17 protein-coding genes are annotated in these 18,152 nt (G+C 41.5%); 6 read left to right on the top strand and 11 right to left on the bottom strand.

What is annotated here, in order from left to right:
- Both K1X56_12570 and K1X56_12565 read left to right on the top strand, forming a co-directional pair.
- On the top strand, positions 1-834 hold an 834-nt coding region (locus K1X56_12570), incomplete at its 5' end, for a SpoIIE family protein phosphatase (protein MBX7095547.1).
- Between the two features lie 10 nt (positions 835-844).
- Positions 845-1,348, top strand: a complete 504-nt coding sequence (locus K1X56_12565; GenBank protein ID MBX7095546.1) for a YkgJ family cysteine cluster protein — start codon at positions 845-847, stop codon at positions 1,346-1,348.
- A 35-nt stretch (positions 1,349-1,383) separates the two neighbouring features.
- Here K1X56_12565 and K1X56_12560 read toward each other — a convergent pair whose 3' ends face one another.
- The 6 genes from K1X56_12560 to K1X56_12535 all read right to left on the bottom strand — a co-directional run bounded on the left by K1X56_12560 (position 1,384) and on the right by K1X56_12535 (position 7,418).
- Complete coding sequence (locus K1X56_12560; GenBank protein MBX7095545.1) at positions 1,384-2,427, bottom strand: M42 family metallopeptidase; 1,044 nt, start codon at positions 2,425-2,427, stop codon at positions 1,384-1,386.
- Positions 2,428-2,476: 49 nt separating this feature from the next.
- Positions 2,477-3,916, bottom strand: coding sequence for a pyruvate kinase (gene pyk, locus K1X56_12555; GenBank protein MBX7095544.1), 1,440 nt, complete (start codon positions 3,914-3,916; stop codon positions 2,477-2,479).
- Positions 3,917-3,945: 29 nt separating this feature from the next.
- Positions 3,946-4,365 (bottom strand): IPExxxVDY family protein, encoded by a 420-nt coding sequence (locus K1X56_12550; protein ID MBX7095543.1) that lies wholly within the window; start codon positions 4,363-4,365, stop codon positions 3,946-3,948.
- Between the two features lie 91 nt (positions 4,366-4,456).
- The gene (locus K1X56_12545) at positions 4,457-6,838 is read right to left on the bottom strand and encodes a CAP domain-containing protein (GenBank protein MBX7095542.1); all 2,382 of its coding nucleotides are present in this window, start codon (positions 6,836-6,838) and stop codon (positions 4,457-4,459) included.
- Positions 6,839-6,867: 29 nt separating this feature from the next.
- Positions 6,868-7,152, bottom strand: a complete 285-nt coding sequence (locus tag K1X56_12540; GenBank protein MBX7095541.1) for a 2Fe-2S iron-sulfur cluster binding domain-containing protein — start codon at positions 7,150-7,152, stop codon at positions 6,868-6,870.
- Complete coding sequence (locus tag K1X56_12535; GenBank protein MBX7095540.1) at positions 7,149-7,418, bottom strand: TIGR03643 family protein; 270 nt, start codon at positions 7,416-7,418, stop codon at positions 7,149-7,151. Before K1X56_12535 ends, K1X56_12540 begins: the two co-directional genes overlap by 4 nt.
- Positions 7,419-7,491: 73 nt before the next feature.
- Between K1X56_12535 and K1X56_12530 the strand changes: the two genes are divergently transcribed.
- On the top strand, positions 7,492-7,923 hold the full coding sequence (locus K1X56_12530) for a DUF2452 domain-containing protein (GenBank protein ID MBX7095539.1): 432 nt from the start codon (positions 7,492-7,494) through the stop codon (positions 7,921-7,923).
- Here the strand turns inward: K1X56_12530 and K1X56_12525 are convergent.
- From K1X56_12525 to K1X56_12505, 5 genes are all read right to left on the bottom strand, one after another.
- Positions 7,920-8,234, bottom strand: coding sequence for a hypothetical protein (locus K1X56_12525; GenBank protein MBX7095538.1), 315 nt, complete (start codon positions 8,232-8,234; stop codon positions 7,920-7,922). The genes K1X56_12530 and K1X56_12525 overlap by 4 nt on opposite strands.
- A gap of 9 nt (positions 8,235-8,243) precedes the next feature.
- Positions 8,244-9,638 (bottom strand): TolC family protein, encoded by a 1,395-nt coding sequence (locus K1X56_12520; protein MBX7095537.1) that lies wholly within the window; start codon positions 9,636-9,638, stop codon positions 8,244-8,246.
- A complete protein-coding gene (locus K1X56_12515) occupies positions 9,619-10,971 on the bottom strand; it encodes an HlyD family secretion protein (protein ID MBX7095536.1) in 1,353 nt (450 codons plus the stop codon). The genes K1X56_12520 and K1X56_12515 overlap by 20 nt, the downstream gene beginning before the upstream one ends.
- A 2-nt stretch (positions 10,972-10,973) precedes the next feature.
- Positions 10,974-12,671 carry an ATP-binding cassette domain-containing protein gene (locus K1X56_12510; protein MBX7095535.1) on the bottom strand — a complete coding sequence of 566 codons (1,698 nt, stop codon included), beginning with the start codon at positions 12,669-12,671 and terminating at the stop codon, positions 10,974-10,976.
- Between the two features lie 82 nt (positions 12,672-12,753).
- Positions 12,754-13,758: an aspartate-semialdehyde dehydrogenase gene (locus K1X56_12505; protein ID MBX7095534.1), complete on the bottom strand. Its 1,005-nt coding sequence runs from the start codon at positions 13,756-13,758 to the stop codon at positions 12,754-12,756.
- A 71-nt stretch (positions 13,759-13,829) separates the two neighbouring features.
- Between K1X56_12505 and K1X56_12500 the strand changes: the two genes are divergently transcribed.
- From K1X56_12500 to K1X56_12490, 3 genes are all read left to right on the top strand, one after another.
- Positions 13,830-17,219: a lamin tail domain-containing protein gene (locus tag K1X56_12500; GenBank protein ID MBX7095533.1), complete on the top strand. Its 3,390-nt coding sequence runs from the start codon at positions 13,830-13,832 to the stop codon at positions 17,217-17,219.
- A gap of 4 nt (positions 17,220-17,223) precedes the next feature.
- Positions 17,224-17,799: a hypothetical protein gene (locus tag K1X56_12495; GenBank protein MBX7095532.1), complete on the top strand. Its 576-nt coding sequence runs from the start codon at positions 17,224-17,226 to the stop codon at positions 17,797-17,799.
- Positions 17,799-18,152: hypothetical protein (locus K1X56_12490; protein MBX7095531.1), on the top strand; the 354-nt coding region annotated here is incomplete at its 3' end. The genes K1X56_12495 and K1X56_12490, both read left to right, overlap by 1 nt.

Genomic DNA, 18,152 nt, shown 5'->3' with positions numbered 1-18,152 from the left:
CTCTATGAAAATCTTGAAAACAAAGTAAAGGAACGCACCAGCGAGCTTCATCATCAGAAAGAGATTGTTGAGGAGAAGAACAAAGAAATTATGGATTCGATCAATTATGCAAAACGAATTCAATATGCCCTTTTGGCACATGATGAGCTTTTGCAAAAAAATCTGCCGGATCATTTTGTTTTGTTTTTACCTAAAGATGTAGTTAGCGGAGATTTCTACTGGGCTTCCGAGCGGAATCTTAATCAACACGAAAAAGAATTTTTCCTTGCCGTGTGCGATTCAACCGGACATGGCGTGCCCGGAGCATTTATGTCGCTACTCAATATTTCCTTTCTGAACGAATCCATCAATGAAAAGAAAATTGCATCACCCGGTGGCATTTTAGACCATACCCGTTTGCGCTTAATTGAAAATATTTCGCAGCAGGGACAGAAAGATGGAATGGATGGAATTTTAGTTCGGTGGAGCAACAACTCCATCAGTTACGCCGCTGCACACAACTCGCCGGTGCTTGTTCGAAATGGGGAATGCATAGAATTGGATACCGATAAAATGCCGATAGGAATGTCGGACCGTATGGATGCCTTCAGAAATTTTGAACCGGAACTCCAAACCGGTGATATGTTGTATTTATTTACCGATGGTTATGCCGATCAGTTTGGCGGACCCAAGGGTAAAAAGTTTAAATATTCCAACCTCAACAAATTACTGATTGAAATTGCAGGTTTGTCTACCACTTTACAAAAAGAAAAATTGCAAAACACCATTGAAGAATGGCGCGGTGATTTAGAGCAGGTAGACGATATTTGTGTAATCGGAATCCGCATTCCATAATTCAAGAAACATGGCAACTGAATATAGCGACGAAGCAATACATACGCTACATAAATTTTATGCTGCACTTCAACCCGACATCAACCGTTTGGAGCAACTGCATGCCAAAAATATGGTTTGTAAAAAAGGTTGTTTTGCCTGCTGCGAAGATCATCTTGAAGTATTTGGCGTAGAAGCGGAAAACATTCGCAGAAATGAATCTGACGTTCTAAAAAACGAAAAGCCCCATCCTGCTGGCATGTGTGCTTTTTTATCTTCCGAAGGAGCCTGCAGAATTTATGAAAACCGGCCTTTTGTTTGCAGAACACAAGGTTTACCTCTATTACTTACCAATGAACAAGGTGAAAAACTAAAAGATGTTTGTCCCTTAAACTTCACTGATGACACCATCGATTCGATTCCTGAAAAGGATTTTCTTCTCTCGCCGGCTTATGAAGATTTTCTTGCCCGACTTCAAATGGCTATTGACAAAGGAGCCATGGAGCGTGTTGCACTCCGGGATTTATTCCAATAAAAAAGGCTCCGTTTCGGGAACCTTTTCACTATAAATTATTTAAAACTCCAGTCGTATTTATCGATGTCCGTAAGGCAGGATTTAAGCAGATCGATACTGCCGCGGATATCCTCTTTATCGCTCATTTCAATCACCTGGTGAACATGTCGGCAAGGAATAGAAATACATCCGGAAATAGCTCCACCTGCCGTCATGCGTTGAATTCCCGCAGTATCTGTTCCGCCTGCAGGTAAAATTTCGGGTTGCCATTTTATTTTATGTTTATCGGCGGTTTTCTTCATGAAATCAACCATGCGATAATCGGAGATAACACTGGAGTCCATAATTTTTATGGCTGTTCCATTTCCAAGCTCCGTTATTTTTTCATGGGCCTTTGCTCCGGGCACATCGTAGGCAATGGTAATATCGAGTCCAAATCCGAAATCGGGTTGAATGGCTAATGCAGCTACACTTGCGCCGCGAACGCCCACTTCTTCCTGAACCGTAAACACACCATAAACATCATAGGCCGGATTTTTCAATTCGCGAAGGGTTTCCAATAAGATAAAAACGGAAAGACGATTATCGAGCGATTTGCAATTCACACAAGAACCCATTTCAATCAGTTCACGTTCGCGGGTAACTACATTTCCAATGCTAACGATTTTCTCCACCTCTTTTTTTGTCATTCCCAGATCTATAAAATAATCGCTCAGGGGAACCACTTTTTCGCGTTCGGCGGCCGACATTACATGGATGGGTTTGCAACCCATAACTCCTATTACATCTTTTTTTCCATGCACAATTACACGTTGTGCCGTTAAGGTTTTAGGATCAAATCCACCTAGCGGAACAAAACGAAGAAATCCTTTTTCATCGATATGATTCACCATGAATCCGATTTCATCCATGTGAGCAGCAATCATCACTTTCTTAGTGCTGTTTTTCCCCTTTTTCACCACGGTGATGTTCCCCATGTTGTCGATATCGATACGATCTACAAATGGTTTTACGGTTTTCAAAACGAGTTCACGAACTTTCTGTTCATGTCCGGGTGCACCGGGAACTTCACAAATCGATTTAAGGAGTTTTACATTTATGCTCATGGAAAAATTATATTTTTTGAATTGCTAAAATCCGTTGTTGTCATTATTCAACGCGACTCAACTTAATCATGTTCGATTGACCTTTATCTTCGATTGGCATTGAAGCGATATTAATCACTAAATCGCCTTCTTGTACAAATCCCAATTTGCGGATCATATATTTTGCATCGGCAATCGTGTGATCGGTGCTTACCATTTTATCATAATACAATCCGGTTACACCCCATACCAGCGATAGAGTATCGAGCATTTTTTTGTTTCCGGTAAACACAACAATATTGGCTTTGGGGCGCTGACTCGAAATCTTAAACGCGGTATAGCCGGAATGCGTCATGGTAATAACAGCATTGGCACCCACCCGTTGAGCAAGTCGTGTTGCATTAAAGCAAATGGAATCGGTTATAAAACGTTCACTTTTTTCATCGCGCGGAATCGATTCCTTGTGATAAATCCCTTCGAAGGTCTCTGCTTCCATTACGATTTTACTCATGGTTTCGATTACTTTCGCCGGGTGATTTCCAACGGAAGTTTCGCCGGATAACATTACGGCATCGGCACCATCGAATACTGCATTGGCCACATCGTTTACTTCTGCGCGGGAAGGCGTTAAGGAAGTAATCATGCTTTCCATCATTTGTGTAGCTACAATCACCGGTTTTGCCTGCGATAAGCATTTGCGGATGATGAGTTTTTGAATGAGCGGAACATTTTGCAGTGGGATTTCTACTCCAAGGTCGCCACGCGCTACCATTAGCCCATCTGATTCATGAATAATATCATCGATCTCTTCAATGGCTTCCGGTTTTTCAATTTTAGCAATAACTTTTGCACGTTTTTGTTTGGAGGCAATGAGGTGTTTAAGTTCAATGATGTCTCTTGCTTCACGTACAAACGAAAGTCCGATCCAGTCCACATCTTTTTCCAAAGCAAATTCTAAATCGGCTTTATCTTTTTCCGTGAGAGATGGCAGCGAAACTTTTGTATTCGGAAGATTTAATCCTTTTTTGGATGACAAAACTCCTCCCTGAATAACCTTCGTGTACACTTCATCTTTTCCATTGGTGCCGACCACTTCAAACACCAGCTTACCATCATCCATCAGCACCCGTTCTCCGGGTTTAACATCGAAAGGAAATTCTTTATAGGTAATAAACGTTCGCTTATTATCGCCTATCACTTTTTCTGTAGTGAGGATGTAATCCTGACCTTCTTCCAGTTTAACTCCGTTGTTTTCCATTTCTCCGCAACGGAGTTTTGGTCCCTGTAAATCGGCAAGAATTGCAACATGTACTCCTGTTTCATTGATCACTTCACGGATAACATCAATTACAGCACCGTGTTTTTCGTATTCACCATGTGAAAAATTAATACGGAACACATTGGCTCCGTTTTCCACCATCGCCATAATAACCTCTTTCGAGGAAGATGCCGGCCCGAGGGTAGCAACGATTTTTGTCTTTTTTCTTAATTGTAATTCTGAAATCTGTTTCAAAGCTGTGTAATATTAATGTTCTAAAATAAGAGGTTCTCTCTTGATTTCAAATTTTCTGCATCGATCCGAAAGGCGGTTTGAACCAAATCGATGGTTTTAATCTGCTGTAGGATCTCCGAAGCGTCTATGGCATAGTTGTTTCGGAGTATAAATAAAAAATCGGCCGCTTTTTGTTCCGGAACCAAATAAGAGGCGCCTGTCTTATTCAAGAGCAGGAAATACTCCACATGGTCTTCTTCGCCAAAATATTCGAAAATAGCGTGACTCGCATCCTCACCTGATTTTTTATTGCGCAAAACCAGACCTTCTTCCTTTTTGCCCAATGAAATTCCTAATTTCTGATTTAGCGCCCAACACAAACGATAATCCGGAGCGTGACAACTGATTCCGATCAAATCGAAATCATAGTCATAATCCATTTCAAGCTTAATTTTGGTCATGTGGCAATGTCTCCCTGCAAATAAAGAAAGAAAGTTTCATTTCCCCATTGGAGAGCGGGTGAATAAATGATGAAATGTACGTAAAGTCCGCCTAATGCCCGGCGCATTCCTTACACCAGATCCGCTGCACCCCTTCATCACGCAAAAGCTGGAAGTCCTCTTCATCGATCCATTTGCAAAAACGCGGCTTATCGCGGTCGGCGCAGGACTGCAGTACCTTATAATAAAAATCATCCTTCACCATGTCTCCACGTTCAAAGGCAGCGGTGCGTGCAAACAGAAACAAGGCCTCCAGCGAACAGGTATTTGGATCGATAAAAGGTTGCAAAACGTCAATACTCCAGTCGAACCGGTAATAAAGATTAAAAATAAGCGCCAGGTCAATTGCATCGCTTTCATAAATGGGTGCCAGTTTATAGAGACGATGAACACCTTCCAGTGAATGATATAAGCGGTCAAACTGTTTGTTGACGTAAAAATGATAGGCCGACAAAACGTAATAATTCAGCAACAAACTATTGGTTAAACTATCACTCATTTCGCTGCGGAGTCCTTCAATTTTATTCTCCATGCCATTGATATCACACAGTGGTGAACCAAAGGATGCCCAATAACGCAAATTGTAAACCAGATAATTGAACTCCATTTTCGGATGACCTTTTCCCAGCTCATAGGCCCGCACCATTTCCTCCTGATGCGAACGTTCGGAAAAATCGTCGGTCATGGACAATGCACCCATGTAATTGACCAATACGGGAACAAATTTTTGTTTGGCAGGAATATCAATTTCAATAAATTGAGAGGGATTAATTTTCCCTTTTAACATTCCATAAACCATTTTCGAATGAATGATCCGTGCCTGCAAGCTATCCCCATCCGCAAGCACCCCATGCATGGCAACCGGCAATTGTTCTACCGGTGTATGCTCATCCCACTTCACTTCCACATCCAGTTCAACTTTTGCAACGCGTTGTAGATGGAGAAATGGTTTTAATTCTTCATACGTTTTTTTGTCGCTCAGTTTGCGCTTCACTTCATCGTCCGGCACCCCTGCAAAACGGTGTATGCTATCGGCGTCTTGTTTTCGGAACAAGGTCCAGTTTTCTTCTGCCACCGTTGTGATTTCTACACCAGCCGGAATAAATAGTTTTACTGTTTCTGCAATTTTTTGCGCTCTTTCGGATTGGAGTTTTAGATTGACCTCCTTCTTACCGTCCACCGAACTATAGGCGTGAATAGAAATACCACGAATGAAGGGACCATACATCGATAATTTCTCAATTAATTTATTGAGCGATGACCCTTGCAATTCGATGCTGTTGGATTCGAAAGGAAGATCAAATGAAAATTTTCTTGTGTAGGATCCCGGCTTAATTTCTCCCACATAATGCATCCATACCGGACGAAGCTTTAACAGAGAAAGATTTTTAGAAATTACAGCTACAGGATAAGAATATTTACAAGCATGTCCGTTTTTAATTAAGATCGTGTTGATCTGATATTTTTTTCCTCTGGCTTCCGGAGGAACTGTTCCAACGTAGGAAAATAATTCATTCGTTGCTTTAGCCAGATTGGTAGCAAACAATTGTTTACTGAATACCGGTTTCAACATTATTCCATCGTGTACATCGGAAGGATGTAAATTGTGATTTTTAGAACAATCAAACTGCTCGCGAAACACGATGTCCAGTGCAATTCCGTCGGTGGGACCCGGCATTATTTCTTTGGCATGTGGAAGTGTTTGATAGTATTGGAAAATGGTGTCGTTTTCATCCCACAAATACTGCGAAAATATTCCGGCAATGTTCTCATATTTCCCATACCCGGTGCAAAATTTTGAATCCTGCGGAAGAATTTTCCATGCATCTGTGGTGTTGGGGACCTCCGGAAAGGGAGGCACAAAAGGTTTGGTCCCGAACACCTGTGCGGCATAACATTTTCCAGTCTTCGGATCGAGCGCGAGGGAGAGTCCGCACATTTCATAATTCGGATTAATCATGTTCTGAAAATGCGGTGGTGAATGAAACCAGAGTTGAAAAAAGTCCTCTGCTAATTCCTCATAAGTATGAACTTCCCTGAAACTCCCGTCTTTATTTTTCACTTTTACTCCAACCGCAGTTTGTAAACAGTTTTCACCGATTCTTCCATGCGTCCCCTTATAAAATGCCACCCGTTGATAGGGTTGTTCCTTCCCTCTTACATTCTGATTATGGGTTAATACCTTAAACTTTAACTGGTAGTCCGCCTGGTCTTTTGCTGCTTTGGCCAATACCGGATCTTTTTGTAATAGTGTAAGCCCTTTTTCCTTCCTCAACGCATTTAGCTTTTGAAGAAAAAGTTCTTCTACCAGCGCAGTATTTATTTTGTTTCTATCAATCGGGTCATTGGGCGATTGAGAAAAAGCAGTTATCCATAACCCTTGCAGCAGGATTAAAACAATCAGACAGCGGGATATTGAAAATTGCTTTTCCATATCCTTAAAACAAAAAAGGATGTGATTTGTTACAAAGCGCCGTTTAAAAATTCAAGGTGAAGGTTGCCTTCAACCTTTATTTTGCAGGACAGGCAGGGGTCGCCCAATTTATTTTCTACTCGGTTAGTGCGCATATCCATAACCGAACCCGTGAGCTTCACCGTGCAGGTGCCGCAGGACAAAGCTCCTTTGCAAATCCCCCAACCGGAATGATGATAGGGTGATATGATATCATGACGCATCAATACTTCACGCAGATTCTCACCGCGTAAACAGGCAATTGTTTTTTCTCCTACACGTATTTCCACCTTCATCGCTTGGAAATTTTATTGTTCGATATCGCTTTTTGTTGTGTGCATTTAAACGGACCCTGATCAAATCCTCGTTTGGAGCCGTGTTTGGTAATTCTTCCGGCCATGCGCTTGCGCCACATTTTAAACGAGGATGGTTTCATCTCCGATCGCATAATGTTCAGTAATTCCTTTTCGGTAATTCCAAACTGAACGAAAATGGCCTCGAAAGGTGTGCGGTCCTCCCATGCCATTTCTATTATACGATCCAGATCTCTGTCCATTTCCATGCTGCTACAACAAATTGTTTCGGAATTTGTTCTTTATGCAGAGTTGCTAAGATTCTTGTATTTTTACATCACCATGAGTGAACAGGAAAATCCCATCGATAAAGACCATACCACGGAAACTCCCGGTTCACTCCCCTATGCCCATCATCGCGGTAGCGCGGTTATAAAAACCACCAAAGAAAGCGTCATAAAAAGCAGGGCTTTGTCGGCCATGGAAGAACAAACCGACATGCAGCTGGACCAAATCCGCAAGCAAATTGAATTATTGGCCAAACAGGCGCAGGAGATTCAGGACCGCAAAACGCTTTCGTTTAAAATTTATGCAGCTAAAATGAGTTTTGCTCCGCTGATTGGATACAGTTATTACCTCTACGAAACAGAAGAAGGGGGACATGTATTGTCGATGATTGGTCCGGACGAATGGGGGCGCAGTAAAAAGTTCAAGGCTTTTGTTGCCAAGGTGAAATTACTGGCCGACCATACCTGGACCGAAGAAGCGCTTTAAATTTTTCGGGTTGAATTTCTTATTTCCATTGCCCAATCATCTTCAATCTGGGTTACGGGTAAAGAAAACATTCTGGGTTCAGTTCCATACTTTTCGGTTACCTCAGATACTAACGGGGTAAATAGGGTCGACTTCATTAAACAAGTAATGCGATAAAACATAAGTTCTCTTCTTTTCTGAGAAGTTGCATCCCATTCCTGTTGAATCATTTCTTCGATTCGAATGTCTTTCGAATAATTATCTTTCAAAATAATATCTGCAATGCCATCGCAAACTTTTTTCTCACGGGTGAGCATGTGAAACTGTATCATAGAATGGTGTTATTGATCAAATCCCTTCCCTAAAGCAAAACGATAAGCCGCTTTGCTCTTGTGGTATTTATAAACCGTGTTATAGTATTTCAATTGCGATTCAATCACTTTAATTTCGCGGGAATTGATCATGAACAAACTGCTTTCTCCGCGGATAAATTTTTCTTTTTCTGCATCGAGTAAGGCGTTATAGTTGCGCATATTTTCTAATGCAAGCGCCATTTGCTGAAGTGCAAAGTTCATTTCATTAAACGCCGATTTTATTTTAGCATTTAATTCCTGTTGCTTCAGATCCCGGTCATATTCGGTTTGCTGAATTTTTAATTTGGCCTGACCAATTGCACCGCGTTCCTGGCGGAGAAATAAGGGAAATGAGAATTGAATTCCCCATTTATAATTATTGGGGGAAATCAGGGGGACATCCGGCGATGAATAGGATAAAAAATTATACTGAGCACTCAACTTCGGTTTAAGTTTATCCTGTTTCAGTCGACGATCAATTTCCAATTGTTGCAGTTTATAATCATAAAACAACAATGCCGGGTGCTGGTTTAGACTAAATGCAGTGGTGTCGGCCTTTATAAGGTCGAACGTTTCATTTAAATTATCGGGTAGAATACCTTCTTTCAAATCGACAGGATCTCCGGCATCGTTCCATAAAAAAACGGACAACAATAATGCTTGATTCCTGAGCATCATTTTCGATTCATTTAAATCAAGTTGCCGGCTTTGCAATTGAATGGTTGCTTCCAATGTATCCACGCCCGGTTTTTCCCCCACCCGATGCAATTCCCGAATGAGATTCAATCGTCGGCTTGCAAGTTCTACTGCATTTTGGTGCACCTCTACATTTTTATGCATTAGGTACCAATCGAAATAACGTTGCGCTGCGGAATAAAATAAATCGAGCAACATCAGTCGTTGTTGTTGTTCATTGAGCTGCACAAAAACCTTTGCCTTTTTAACTTCAGCACGGCGTTGATCAATCAAAATTCCCTGCGCCAATGGAACTTTTATTCCGGCATACCATAAACCATCTTGTGGAGTAGCGTGCTCATCATTTACAAACAATCCCTGATTCTGATCGAAACCCATTTTTAATTCGGGTCCGAACCAAACGGGAACACTCAACATGGAGCTGAACAGGGAATAATAATTTTTGCTGCCGTAATATTTATTCAAATAATCGGCCGATAGCTGCGGATCGAAATTCCCTCTTGCTTCCCGCAGTTGAAACTCGGATTGTTCATTGAGTAAGGCCGCTTGTTTGGCTGTGGGATGGAAATTCATCACCATGTGCATATAGTCCGAAAAACGAAGCAAAAGACTATCACTTCCTCTTCCGTTTAGGGAAAGCAAACACAATACTGCTACAAGGAGAATGTTATTTTTTAGTCTTTTCATTTCCTGTAGTAGCTGGTGTATAAAATTCAGGTGGGAATCCATTCAGTTTTCGCCATAGTTCGTACCATAACGGTACATCGTTCAATAAGATCATTCCTTTAGCACCACTTCCTACACGTAATGCGGTTGGCCAGGGTTCATCCTTTTTATCGGGAGCAACAAGTACACGGTATTTTCCGCTTTCAGAAATTAAATTATCAATTGCCACCACTTCTCCCCCAAAGGTTCCAAACGAAGCGCCGGGCCAGCCGGAAAACACGAATGATGGCCAACCATCGAACACAAAGCGTACATGGTCGCCTTTGCTCAATAAAGGCAAATCCATTGGTTCAATATATAGTTCTACCGCCAACTCAAACTTCGAAGGCATAATGCTGACTAAGGGTGTCCCTTCTTTTACCGTTTCACCTATACCGGCTGTAATGGCTTTGGTAACGTATCCATCTTGCGGTGCAGTAATAAAGTAGTAACCGCTGCGAACGGCATAATTAGAAAACTGACTTTGCAATTTTGCAACTGCAGCCTCCGAATCGAAAACGGTCGACATCGCCGTGTATTTATCCGACTCCGCTTTCATTAATTTATCCTGGTATTCTGCCTCAATGGTATTTAACTCAATCATGGCATTGATGAGTTCATTTTTGGTAGCGAGAAATTTATTTTCTGCTGCAATTTTTTTCGCCTGTGTTTCCTGCAATTTTAATTTCCGGCTATCCAAATCGGTTTGCGAAATCAGATCTTTCTTTTTTAATTCCACATAGCGTTGAAATTGTTCCTCAGCAATAGTAGCATTGGTTCGGGCCGCTTCCAGATCCATGCTATCGCTTTTTACCTTAAGTTCGCTCTGCAGAATTTTATTTTTTGCCTGCTGGATTTTTAAAATCAATCCCTCATTCAATGCATCAATCTGTTTATTGAGGGCATTTACTTTTTCCTGGTACGACTCAATACTTTTCTCCTTGGCCTTAACCTGATCTTCGGTATTCTGTAAAAGTTTGGGATCGAAGTAATCGTCTTTAATTTCAGATATAAATGCAATGGTGTCGCCTTTGTTTACATGCTGACCTTCCTGTACGTACCAGCGCTCTATTCGACCGGGAATGGTGGTGTGAATGGTGTGCGGACGTTGCTCAGGTCGCAATGTGGTTAATTTACCTTCTGCCTGGATGTTTTGGGTCCATGGTAAAAACAGAAACACAATGAATATTCCAAACAACACACCTAACCAAAGCAATACTCTTCTGGCTAAACCAAAAACAGAAGTAGAGGAATAAGACCGATAGCGTTCTATATCTACTTTACTTTTTATTTCAACGGGAGATATATTCAGCATAATCAGGAAAATAAATTTGGATAATGGTCAACATCCGCCGAACGACCCTCGGCACTGATTTTTCCTTCATCGAGAATTACAAAACGATCACACATGGAAGCGATTTTTTTGTCGTTACTCACCACCAGCACGGTTCTCGATTTATTCTTATCGAACAACACATTAAAAATCCGTTCCCGTTCTTCTTTATCTACATGAAGGAGGATGTCCTCCAATAAAAGCAAGCGCGGATTATCGACCAGGCTTCTGCATAAAATAATTTTACGGACTATGCTCTTGGGGAGCGCTTTTCCTCCTGGTAAAACTTTCGTTTCATATCCTTGCGGAAGCTGAATGATAAAATCATGTAATCCCACCGGTTTTGCAATTTCCAATACCTGCTCCATCCCTATCGACTTTTTACCCATGGTAATGTTCTCCATAATGGTACCGATAAAAATATCTTCCTGAGAAAGACTGTCACCGATATAACATCGCAGGGACTCCGGTTGCAGATTGCTTAGCGGAATTTCGTTGTATAAAATATTTCCTTCGTACGAATGAAAAAGTCCTGCGCATAATTGTATCAGCGTTGATTTACCGGAATGGTGTCCGCCCGCAATACAAATCTTTTCGCCTGCATTCACCTCCAGTGATAATTCACGGATAATCGGTTCCTGAACCCCTGGATATTTAAAGGTTAAACGACGAAGCTCCAGTCGCAATCCTTTATCTTTCTCCACCGGCGAAAATTCTTTTCCGGAAATATCTTCCATTGGAATATCGGTAACTAATCCGATTTTTTCTACAGCAGTAATTACATCGTAAACCGACTCCAGCGTCAACACCAGTTTCTCGGCACTCTGCATCACCATTACAATTAAAATTTCGGCAGCGATAAACTGACCAATGGTCAATTGCTTTTCAATAACAAGAATGCTCCCTGCTATTAATAATCCTCCGGTAATAATTGTTTTAAATAGAATAATGGTAGCGTATTGCCACAATAACACTTTAAAATGCTTTTTCCTGGCTTCAATGTATCCGCTAACGTGTTCATCGGTTTTCTCCAACGGGAGATTTGTTTTTCCCGCCAGTTTAAACGTGTCGCTGGTGCGTGCCAATTCCTGTAACCATTGCACCACTTCATATTTATGTCCCGATTCCTTTAAGGATGTTTTTAATCCGTTCGGACCAAGAATTCTGAATATCGCCGCCAATACCCCCAATAACACCAGTCCCAATGCAATAAACAAGGGGTGATAAAATGCGAGAAGGATTAATCCAAAAATAATTTGGAGTGTAGAGGAAGAAATATCGATCAGGATTTTGGACAATCCCTTTTGTATCTGAACCACATCGAAAAAACGATTCATGAGTTCGGGTGCATACTTTCCTTTTAAAGCCTCTTTTTTAAAGCGCACTACACGATAGGAAAACTCAAAGGCTGCCCTTACAAAAATGCGTTGTTGCAAGGTTTCAGTAATACTCAATTGAAAAACCTGAATCAATCCCGAAAAGACGATAGCCAGTACCACTACCAAAACCAGAATGGTCCAGGAAGTGCTTAATTGACCCGTCATAATAAAGGAGGTAATCGCCTGGATTCCTAGTGGTAGTATGAGGTAGATTAAGCCACTGAAAAGCGCGTAAAAATAAATCTGAAAAATGTCTTTCCTCTCGGGCCTTAACAGCGCGAAAAAACGTTTCAGCGGGCTCATTGGAGCCAATGAGTCAGTTGGAATTTGTGCCATGCACTACTCCAACAACTCAGTTCAGAAAAAGTTCAAATTTAGAATAGATTTAAACAGCGGATGTAGCCAACACCTTGTTTTTCACGAGGTATTCGGCAATCTGAACCGCATTGGTAGCAGCACCCTTGCGCAGGTTATCGCTCACAATCCAAAGGTTTAAGGTCTTAGGCTGGGTTTCATCTCTGCGGATTCGTCCCACAAACACTTCATCCTTTTCATGGGCATCTTTCGGCATGGGATACAGGGCATTTTTGAGGTCATCCACCACTACAATTCCAGGCGACTTTTCGAGAATGGAACGCACTTCCGCCAAATCAAATTCATTGGCAAACTCCACATTTACCGATTCGCTGTGTCCGCCCATTACCGGAATACGAATGGCAGTGGCCGTAACCCGAATAGTATCGTCGCCCATAATTTTTTTGGTCTCATTCACCATTTTCATTTCTTCCTTGGTGTAGCCATTATCCGTGAATACATCAATCTGAGGAATTACATTGAGGTCGATTGGGTATTTATAGGCCATTTCTCCTTGTATTCCGTTTCGCTCGTTCATCAGCTGGTCCACCGCTTTTTTTCCTGTTCCGGTAACCGACTGATAGGTGGAAACTACAATGCGTTCAATTTTATATTTCAAATGCAAAGGAAAAAGTGCAACCACCATCTGGATGGTCGAACAGTTAGGATTGGCTATAATTTTGTCGTCGGGACCTAATACACCGGCGTTAATTTCTGGAACCACCAGCTTTTTGGAAGGGTCCATCCGCCAGGCCGATGAATTGTCGATAACCGTAGTTCCCACCTCTGCAAAACGGGGAGCCCACTCGAGTGAAGTGCTTCCGCCGGCAGAAAAAATAGCAATGTCGGGACGAAGCGCAACGGCTTCCTGCATGCCTATAACTTTGTAGTTTTTCCCTTTAAAGGAAATCTCTTTTCCTACACTATTTTCCGACGCAACAGGATAAAACTCCGTAACCGGAAAATTTCTTTCGGTTAACACTTGCATCATTTTTGTTCCCACCAATCCGGTGGCACCTACTACAGCGACTCTCATTTTTGGTAATTTTTACTGTTTTTCTGAGGGGCAAATGTACTATATTTACCCTGAGCCTATCCCCACAGAAGATGAGGAATCTGTTAAATATTTTTGCTTTTGCCCTGTGTCTTTTCACCCTTCGGGTGAATGCACAATTTACGGATGATTTTAACGACGGCGATTTTACCAATGGCGTTGTATGGAGCGGAAACACGGCCGACTGGCTGGTGGTGACCGGAGAACTGAGAACAAATGGTCCGGCCATTACTCCAACTCAAATTTACTTGAGCACAAATTCAAGCACCGCTATGGATGCACAATGGGAGTTTTACGTAAATCCCAAATGCGCAACCTCATCGGGTAATTACATGAATATTGTTTTGATTTCCGATCAATCGAATCTCCTCGGAAATTTCAACGGATATTATGTAATGGTGGGAAATACGGCCGATGAAATTAGTTTATACCGTAAAGACGGAGCCACCAATGCCATCATCATCAACGGTACCGATGGGGTCATTGCTTCCTCGAGCAATAATCCGTTTAAAGTAAAAGTCATTCGCGATGCACTTGGAAACTGGACGCTCGATATTGATAATACCGGAACCGGAACAGCCTACATCAACCAGGGGGCGGTGCTCGACAACACCTATACCACAAGTTCTTTTTTCGGAATCATGGTAAACTATTCCGCTGCTAATAATGTAAAATATTTTGCGGATAATATTTATGTGGGACCTGTCATCATCGACACTACACCTCCGGCTATTGTAAGTGCAAGCATTATTAGTTCAACCCAACTGGATGTAGATTTCGATGAATCGCTGGAACAAACTTCAGCAGAAAACATCAGTAATTATTTTGCAACAAACGGACTAGGCAATCCAAGTATTGCACAACGTGATGCGGTGGATTTTTCATTGGTGCATTTAACGTTTGCAAGTCCCTTTACCCCCATGCAAACCAACACGCTTACTGTGAATGGCGTAGGAGATCTCAATGGAAATTTAACGGTAAATGAAACCGTAGATTTTACATACATTCCACTTTCCACCGCCAGCTATCGAGAGGTAATCGTCAATGAAATATTTGCCGATCCAACACCTTCTGCGGGATTACCCACTGTAGAGTTTCTTGAAATTTTTAACCGTAGCAATTTAAATTTCGATTTATCGGGATGGACCATTTCTGATGGGAGCAGCACCGCCACTTTTGGCAATCACATTCTCCTTCCGGGCGAATACCTGATTCTTTGCACCACTGCAGATGAAACGACCTGGTTGCCATACGGCACTACAATGGGCTTAAACAGTTTTCCATCGCTCAACAATAGCGGAGATAATCTGGTATTAAAAAATCAAAATGGTTTAATTATAGATCAGGTTAATTATTCCGATACCTGGTACCAGAGCAGTGCGAAAGCACAAGGAGGATGGTCGCTCGAATTAATCAATCCTACACTCGATTGCAGCGGTTCTCAAAATTGGATTGCATCCAACAATGTAAACGGCGGATCTCCGGGAATCCAAAACTCCGTTTATTCCAATGCTCCGGATTTAACAGCACCGGAAATAATTTCTTATTCCATTTTAACCAGCACACAAATTCAAGTAGCGTTCAGTGAAAATATGGACTCCCTTTCACTCAGTGCAGCCAGCTGGAGTATAAATGGCGGAATTGGAATTAGCTCTACACAAGTGAATGGTCCGGATTTCACCAATGTGACGATCACCTTTAACACCGCTCTAGATCCTGCCACTTTATATTTACTTATTTGCAATAATGCTTCCGATTGTGCTGGCAACAATATGTCGGCAGACAGTCTGCAAATAGGAATTGGTGTGGATCCTCAACCGTATGAAATTATCATCAACGAATTATTTCCGGATCCGGATGGAAGTACGGCTCTACCGGAATCTGAATTTGTAGAATTGTACAATACCACCAATAAAGTAATTGCAATAAGCGGATATCATTTATCGGATTTGAGTTCTACCGTTACATTGCCGGTCACAATTATTTTCCCTTACGACTATGTGATCTTAACCGCCAATGCAAATGTGGCTGATTATACCTCGTATGGAAAAGTATCGGGACTCTCCTCTTTGCCTTCGCTCAACAATGCGGGCGATGAAATAAGTTTGCGTTCACCGGGTGGACAACTCATTCACAAAGTGAATTACGACGACAGTTGGTATCAGAATAGTTTTAAAGCTCAAGGCGGATGGACACTCGAAATGAAAGACGCCGCCAATCCTTGCGGCACAATTTCAAACTGGGGGGCAAGTAACGATGCCAGCGGCGGAACTCCCGGAAGAATAAATTCGATACAACAAACCAATCCCGATACTGAATTACCTTATCCCGTTTTAGCAGAAACCATAGATGCAAACACGGTCATTGTAACCTTCAGTGAAATAATGGACAGCGTTTCATTATTGATCGGAAATTATTTTATCGATCACGGAATTTTAGTTTCAGGCACTAATGTGATGGATGACTATAGCGTTTCTCTAACGGTAAATCCTCCATTGCAATTCCAAACCATTTACACGCTGAATGCAAATTTTTGTTCCGACTGTGTAGGCAATCAGGTTTCAACCAGTTCAACCATTCAATTTGCTTTACCCGATGTAAGTTGGCCCGGCGATATCATCATTAATGAAGTGTTGTTTGATCCACGTGGATCAGGTGCAGATTTTGTAGAGTTGTATAATAACTCACCACGATTCGTTTCCCTGAAAAACTGGTCACTCGCAAATTATAGCAACGACACCATTTCCAACGCAAAAATTATCAGCGACAAAGTATTCATACTTTATCCCGGTCAGTATTTAGCCATTACCACCGATAGCAGCAATATCAGTTCCGAATATTCATTCACACACCGCGATCGTTTACATCAGATTGAATCGATGCCTAGTTATTCCAATGATGCAGGACGAGTGATTTTAATCGACAACACCAATCGCCTGAATGATGATTTTGAATACAGCAGCGATATGCATTTTGCATTATTGCAAACAAACGATGGCGTATCACTTGAGCGCATAGATTTTAATCGTCCCACTTCCGACAACAGCAATTGGCATTCTGCCGCCGAATCGGAAAACTATGCTACCCCCGGCTATGAAAACTCACAATTGCAACCCGGGAACAGCAATGGAACCGTTAATGCAGATCCCGCCACTTTTTCGCCCGATAACGATGGCTATGAAGATGTGGTGAACATTAGCTATCAACTGGATCAATCCGGTTACGTAGGTAACATCACCATTTATGATGCGCAAGGAAGAATTGTGCGTTTACTCATGCGAAATGAATTATTGTCGGCCTCCGGAACCATCAGCTGGGACGGCATCAATGAAAAACGCGAGAAAGCCAATGCAGGCGCTTATGTGATTTACATGGAAATTTTCGATTTAAACGGAAATGTGAAGCATTATAAAAAAGGAATTGTCCTGGCAACAAAATTCTAAGCCATTGAAAACCCTACAAAAAAAAGAAAGACACACATCTTCTGTACCGCCGGGTCGACTTCCGCAGCAAAGTCCCTTTTTTAAATTCATCACTTCCTTTTTTCTGTTTTGCGTTTTATTCGGCACCATCTTAATTGGCGATTATTTTCTTCCGCGAAAAACCCTTCAGGAAACCGTTGTATCATGGGATGCTGAATTTGACGGACATCATTATCCTAAAAAATATTTCTTTCTGAAGAAACTCCATAACGAAATTCCCATTGAATTTTCCATTCGCACCGAACACACAAAAACACCTTTGTCTATCGACGATGCCATGATTGTGGACGAAGGAGATTCCATTTATATATACCGCACCCTCTTGTTTCAAATAACCACTCATTTAAAAACGGCGGATCAAATCACGATTCAACCCTATTTTAATTTTTATTCAAGTCTTGTTTTTATTCCTGTTCTTCTAATTCTGATTTCGCTAATCGGAATATTTAAAAAAGTGAAGGAAGATTGGTTATATACATTTGTTGTCGTTAATATTTTATTATTAGCCTCATTTATCGTTATGCGGTTATTCTATTTCTAATGAAAACATTTCTAAGTCGTTTTCTATTTCTTACTTTCCTTTTAAGCATCACACCCACCTCTTACGCACGAGTTGGCGGGGGAGAATCTTACGACGACGGCGGTGGTAGTGATTACAGCGATAACTCCAGTGATAATTCCTCTTCATCGTATGATAACAGCAGTTATTATGAGAGTAATGATGACTCCGGAGGAAGTAGTGGTCCCGCAGATTTTAAACTGGTGTTCTGGCTATTTGTTCTTCCCATCTTTTTATTTTTTGTCTTTTATCAATTTGGACGATTAAAAGAATTCATCGATCAAAAACGAGAAAAATGGATGTATTGGAAAAATGCCAAATGGATGAAAAAAATC

The sequence above is a fragment of the Flavobacteriales bacterium genome, from assembly GCA_019694795.1.
Classification (GTDB): domain Bacteria; phylum Bacteroidota; class Bacteroidia; order Flavobacteriales_D; family UBA2798; genus UBA2798.
The sequence above is the reverse complement of the archived record's forward strand: the minus strand, read 5'-3'. Positions and strand labels throughout refer to the sequence as shown.

Coding starts and splice junctions, on each gene's coding strand:
- K1X56_12515 (MBX7095536.1), bottom strand. CDS start 10,971: ATGCTGAATATATCTCCCGTTGAAATAAAAAGTAAAGTAGATATAGAA.
- K1X56_12545 (MBX7095542.1), bottom strand. CDS start 6,838: ATGGAAAAGCAATTTTCAATATCCCGCTGTCTGATTGTTTTAATCCTG.
- K1X56_12565 (MBX7095546.1), top strand. CDS start 845: ATGGCAACTGAATATAGCGACGAAGCAATACATACGCTACATAAATTT.
- K1X56_12540 (MBX7095541.1), bottom strand. CDS start 7,152: ATGAAGGTGGAAATACGTGTAGGAGAAAAAACAATTGCCTGTTTACGC.
- K1X56_12525 (MBX7095538.1), bottom strand. CDS start 8,234: ATGATACAGTTTCACATGCTCACCCGTGAGAAAAAAGTTTGCGATGGC.
- K1X56_12550 (MBX7095543.1), bottom strand. CDS start 4,365: ATGACCAAAATTAAGCTTGAAATGGATTATGACTATGATTTCGATTTG.
- K1X56_12510 (MBX7095535.1), bottom strand. CDS start 12,671: ATGAGCCCGCTGAAACGTTTTTTCGCGCTGTTAAGGCCCGAGAGGAAA.
- K1X56_12505 (MBX7095534.1), bottom strand. CDS start 13,758: ATGAGAGTCGCTGTAGTAGGTGCCACCGGATTGGTGGGAACAAAAATG.
- K1X56_12520 (MBX7095537.1), bottom strand. CDS start 9,638: ATGAAAAGACTAAAAAATAACATTCTCCTTGTAGCAGTATTGTGTTTG.
- K1X56_12535 (MBX7095540.1), bottom strand. CDS start 7,418: ATGGAAATGGACAGAGATCTGGATCGTATAATAGAAATGGCATGGGAG.
- K1X56_12530 (MBX7095539.1), top strand. CDS start 7,492: ATGAGTGAACAGGAAAATCCCATCGATAAAGACCATACCACGGAAACT.
- K1X56_12500 (MBX7095533.1), top strand. CDS start 13,830: ATGAGGAATCTGTTAAATATTTTTGCTTTTGCCCTGTGTCTTTTCACC.